The sequence below is a fragment of the Salinibacterium sp. genome (assembly GCF_031364185.1).
Classification (GTDB): Bacteria; Actinomycetota; Actinomycetes; order Actinomycetales; family Microbacteriaceae; genus Rhodoglobus.
The window spans coordinates 1-4,004 of the sequence record NZ_JANLVV010000216.1 but is presented as its reverse complement, the minus strand read 5'-3'; the positions used below and the strand labels follow the sequence as shown (position 1 = coordinate 4,004).

The following is a 4,004-nucleotide window of genomic DNA, read 5'->3' as shown; positions in this document are numbered from 1 at the left end:
CGGTAGTGCGATCGCGATTGCTGTCGGCGCTGACGTCGTCGTCATGCTGGTAACCCCGTGGGGTTGGCTTGCTTCCCTCTGGGAATCCCTGGGCCCAGACAAGCTGATCCAGTGGTGGTCGGCCCTCGCGCTCGCCCTGTCGCCGCTGGCCTTCTTGGCAGCTCCTGCCCTTCTGAACAATCTGCGCCTTCCTGAACTTATGGCGCAGTCTCGCCGCTGGCAAACAATCGGCACTTTGATACAGACCGGGGACATCGCCGCAGCATCCGGTGCCCTGCGGGCATCACCTACGCGAGGCCGACACGACCGGATCTCATTCACCGGCCCTATGCCAATCGTGATTCTTCGACGCGATCTAGGAACAGCTCGACGCTTCCCCATGCGGACTGCTCTCGGATCGGCGGTACTCGTCGGCGCCGGCTGGTTGAGCGCACAGACCGCGTCAACGCCAGAGGGCGCCAACTGGATTGTGGCCCTATCCGGCTCACTCCTCGCCTATCTCGCCGTCGGTGTGCTGTGCGACGGACTGCGAAATTCAAATGAAAACGCGGGAGCATCGTCCTTGTTTGGCTGGAGCACGGTGAAGATGATTGGCTCGCATGCAATCCTCCCCGGTCTTGCTTGCTCCGTCCTCGGCTCAATGGGCACTATCGCGGCGACGATTTTTGGGGCGCCAATCGCGGCACTGCCCTGGTGGGTTCTGTTATCTGTATTCATCGTTTTGGTGCGAGTCCTGGACTGCGCCAAGGGGCCGATGCCGACCGGATTGCTTCTACCTATCGTCACGCCGGTGGGTGACATCGCCATTTTGAACGTGATGGCCTGGCAAGCCGATGCCCTTACTATCGTGCTCATCGCAGCAGGCGCACTGACCGTCTTCCATGCAACCAGTGAAGTTGAATCAATCCTCTGTCTAACCGCTTGCATCGGAATTGTATTAGCCCTCGCCGGTCGCCGCATCCGTGCTCTGGCGGCCTAAAGCCCGGCGCGCCGTCGCTAGCCGCACGCCCATGATCGTGACTTGAATCTCATGGGTTATAGCAGACGTCGGCCGAGAGACCTATGCCTTCCCCTCGATCCACTGGCGGATCGAGGCTTATCTAACGCTGTGCACGACGCTGCCGATGACGACGCCGAACACGATCGTCCAGGCGAGAATGGCGATTGCCTGCCAGATCAGTACTCGCGCTTTGGCTACCCCGCCGGCTGCAAGCATCGTGGCGGTGAACTGAGTCGGCAGAAGGAGCGGGCCGAGCATGCTCACTCCGGGAACTCCGTAGCGGTCAAGGGCGCGCTGGAACTTCGCCCTGCGAGCGGACTTATGGTCGGACTCGGCCCATTTATCCTCCAACGCATGCAACGGGTCGTCCGAGTGTCCTCCGCCACCGGCGACGACGACTTCGCGTGACTTCGCGCGGCGGCTCACGATGGCCGATCGAGCTCGTGAGCTCGTGAGCACGAGCACTGTGACGCAGAGGAAGTTGCCGAGGGTTGCAGCAATGACGGCGATTACCGGGTGCACCCCGCCGAGAATCCCAATCGACGCGGCTCCCTCGCCTTCGATGAACGGCACCGCGCCGGCGAGTGCCACGATGAGGGGCTGGATTATTTCGGGTACTTGGGCCACCAATTCTTGGAAGCGGCTGATGATGTCCATGATGGCGTTTCCTTGTCCTTTCAGCGTGAGGTCTGGTCGACCTCTCCGCACTGGTACCAGTTCACCGCCCTCATTGCTTCGAGGGCAGTGTCGAAGTGTCACCGATATCCGGGATATTCACCCGCCGCAGCCGAGACAATTGTCACGGACCTAGGGTGGTGGGATGACGATGCAGACAGGGTTTCCGGGAGTCGTGAAGTCCCATTCCCTTTCAGCACGGGCGACGTCGCGGGGGGTTACAGCCACGTGGTGGTATACCGCGTCGGCGATCGTGTTCTTCGAGCTGGCACTGGTGCTGATCTGGACGGCGACCCTTCGACAGTCCGAGCTGGAAGGTGTCCCACTGGGCGCAGTGTTCGTGGGTGGACTGCTGTGGAGTGGATCGACCGTGCCGCTCCTCCTCGCTTACCGACATCGAACGGGCGCAGCTACTTCGGTGCAGTGGCGGGGCATCCTCACACCACTTTTGGCCGCTGTCGGTTACGGCGTTCTCGCTTTCTCGCTCTCCGGCCTCTGGCTGCTGATGCTGGCTCCCCTGGCGCAGACACTGCAGCTGCTGGATTGGCCGCGGGCAGTGCGCACCCGCCAGGTGCTGGCGATCACCGTGCTGCTTGCCTGCCTGTGGGTGGTTGACGCTAACGTGGCCTTTTCTGGCCCGTTAGCTCCAGTGACCGACTACTTCCTGTTTGGCTTCACCTCCACTGCTCTCCCGTTGGCGACTGTGCTGTCGTTGTGGTGGTGGGACGTTTTGGTCGCGCTCGATCGCGCCAGGGTGTCTGAGGCGCGCCTCGCCGCAACCCAAGAGCGGCTGAATTTGGCTACAGACGTGCACGATCTGCAAGGACATCACCTGCAGGTGATCGCCCTGCAACTGGAATTGACGGACCGACTGCTGCTCAGCGACCGGGACGCTGCCCTCGAGCATCTGCGGGCCGCTCGAATCAGCGTCGACGAAGCCCGCCAAGGCACACGTGACCTCGCGACCCGTTTCCGGTCGGTGCCACTCCTCGACGAGCTGGCCAACGCCCGCGACCTGCTGCGAGCCGCGGGCATTGCCGCCGAAACCATCGTCACACCGCAAATGGACGGCGCCCCAGCATCGCTCTTCGGACCGGTCATCCGCGAGACAACAACGAACGTGCTGCGTCACGGCAGTGGCAAGCACGCCTCGCTTCGGCTCTCTCGAGCAGACAATCAGTGGCGCTACGAGATCAGTAACGATGTGGATGCGCCGACAGCTCCTTTCCCCACGGGGACGGAATCTCGGGACATCCAGGGTAGGGAAGGCACCGGACTCGAAGGACTGACCCGACGTGCCCGCGAGGCAGGCGGCACCCTCGAAGTCGTTCGCGGTGAGAGCAAGTTCACTGTAATTGTGACAGCACCGACTGAGCGGAGAGTGGGATGACCGGCGCAAAAATCAGGGTGCTGATCGCCGATGACGAGGGCATGATCCGTTCTGCTCTCGCTGCACTGCTCCGCCTCGAGGGCGACATCGATGTGATCGCGGAGTGCGCCGACGGCGAGCAGGCGGTCGCCGCCGCCGAGCGGCTGCAACCGGACATCTGCCTACTCGACCTGGAGATGCCGGGACTCGACGGCGTCGAAGTCACTGAGCGGCTGCGTCGCACGGTAGCCGCCCGCTGCGTGATTGTGACCCGTCACGCTCGTCCTGGAGTCCTTCGACGCGCACTTGCGGCGGGCGTCGCCGGCTTCCTTCCAAAATCTCGCGACGCCGGGAAGGTCGCCGAGGTCATCCGACGGGTGGCAGGGGGCGCGCGCTACATCGACCCCGAGATCGCCGCCGACGCACTGAGTGACGAACGTTGTCCGCTGACGAATCGCGAACTCGACGTGCTCAGACTGGGACGCCGCGGCGAGACGACTGCACAGATCGCTCGTGCCCTCTCACTCGCACCCGGCACAGTCCGCAACCACATATCAATCGTGCTGACAAAGCTCTCTGTCGACACGCGGCAACAGGCTGTGCTCGTCGCCCGAGAACGTGGCTGGATCTAGCGAGAATCGACGCAGCCAGCCAGCGCGCGCGTCAGTGCCCATGCCGCCCGCGAGACGTCTCGCATGCCGGGGGTTACAACTCCGCCGACTGGGCACTTCGGGTTCTCGCGCCCGTCGAAGCGGGTTTGGCAGCCCTCGAACTATGACAGATCTGTCAGGAGTGGTCGCACACGGAAACGTGTGACAGGCTGAATCCGCAGCTTCTTTCAGTGACGACCCTCCAAGAAGGATCTCCGCAACCACCGCAGCGGCGAGTTGACCCCACCCGAACCAGATCACCTTCGACGTCCGTAGTAATGACTACATGCTGATCAGCATTGAGGTCACC

Annotated in this window: 3 protein-coding genes and 1 pseudogene; 3 read left to right on the top strand and 1 reads right to left on the bottom strand. The window is 62.8% G+C overall.

Going from position 1 to position 4,004, the window contains the following annotated elements; translation table 11 throughout:
• Positions 1–979, top strand: a pseudogene (locus tag RMN95_RS09525) (hypothetical protein); the annotation flags it as partial.
• Positions 980–1,096: 117 nt separating this feature from the next.
• On the opposite strand, the gene RMN95_RS09520 reads toward RMN95_RS09525, so the two are convergent.
• Complete coding sequence (locus tag RMN95_RS09520; protein ID WP_309616684.1) at positions 1,097–1,657, bottom strand: small multidrug efflux protein; 561 nt, start codon at positions 1,655–1,657, stop codon at positions 1,097–1,099.
• 163 nt (positions 1,658–1,820) lie between these two features.
• Here RMN95_RS09520 and RMN95_RS09515 point away from each other — a divergent pair, with 163 nt between their 5' ends.
• A complete protein-coding gene (locus tag RMN95_RS09515) occupies positions 1,821–3,065 on the top strand; it encodes a histidine kinase (protein ID WP_309616683.1) in 1,245 nt (414 codons plus the stop codon).
• A complete protein-coding gene (locus RMN95_RS09510; RefSeq protein WP_309616682.1) occupies positions 3,062–3,676 on the top strand; it encodes a response regulator transcription factor in 615 nt (204 codons plus the stop codon). The genes RMN95_RS09515 and RMN95_RS09510 overlap by 4 nt, the downstream gene beginning before the upstream one ends.
• The last annotated feature ends 328 nt before the right edge of the window (positions 3,677–4,004 follow it).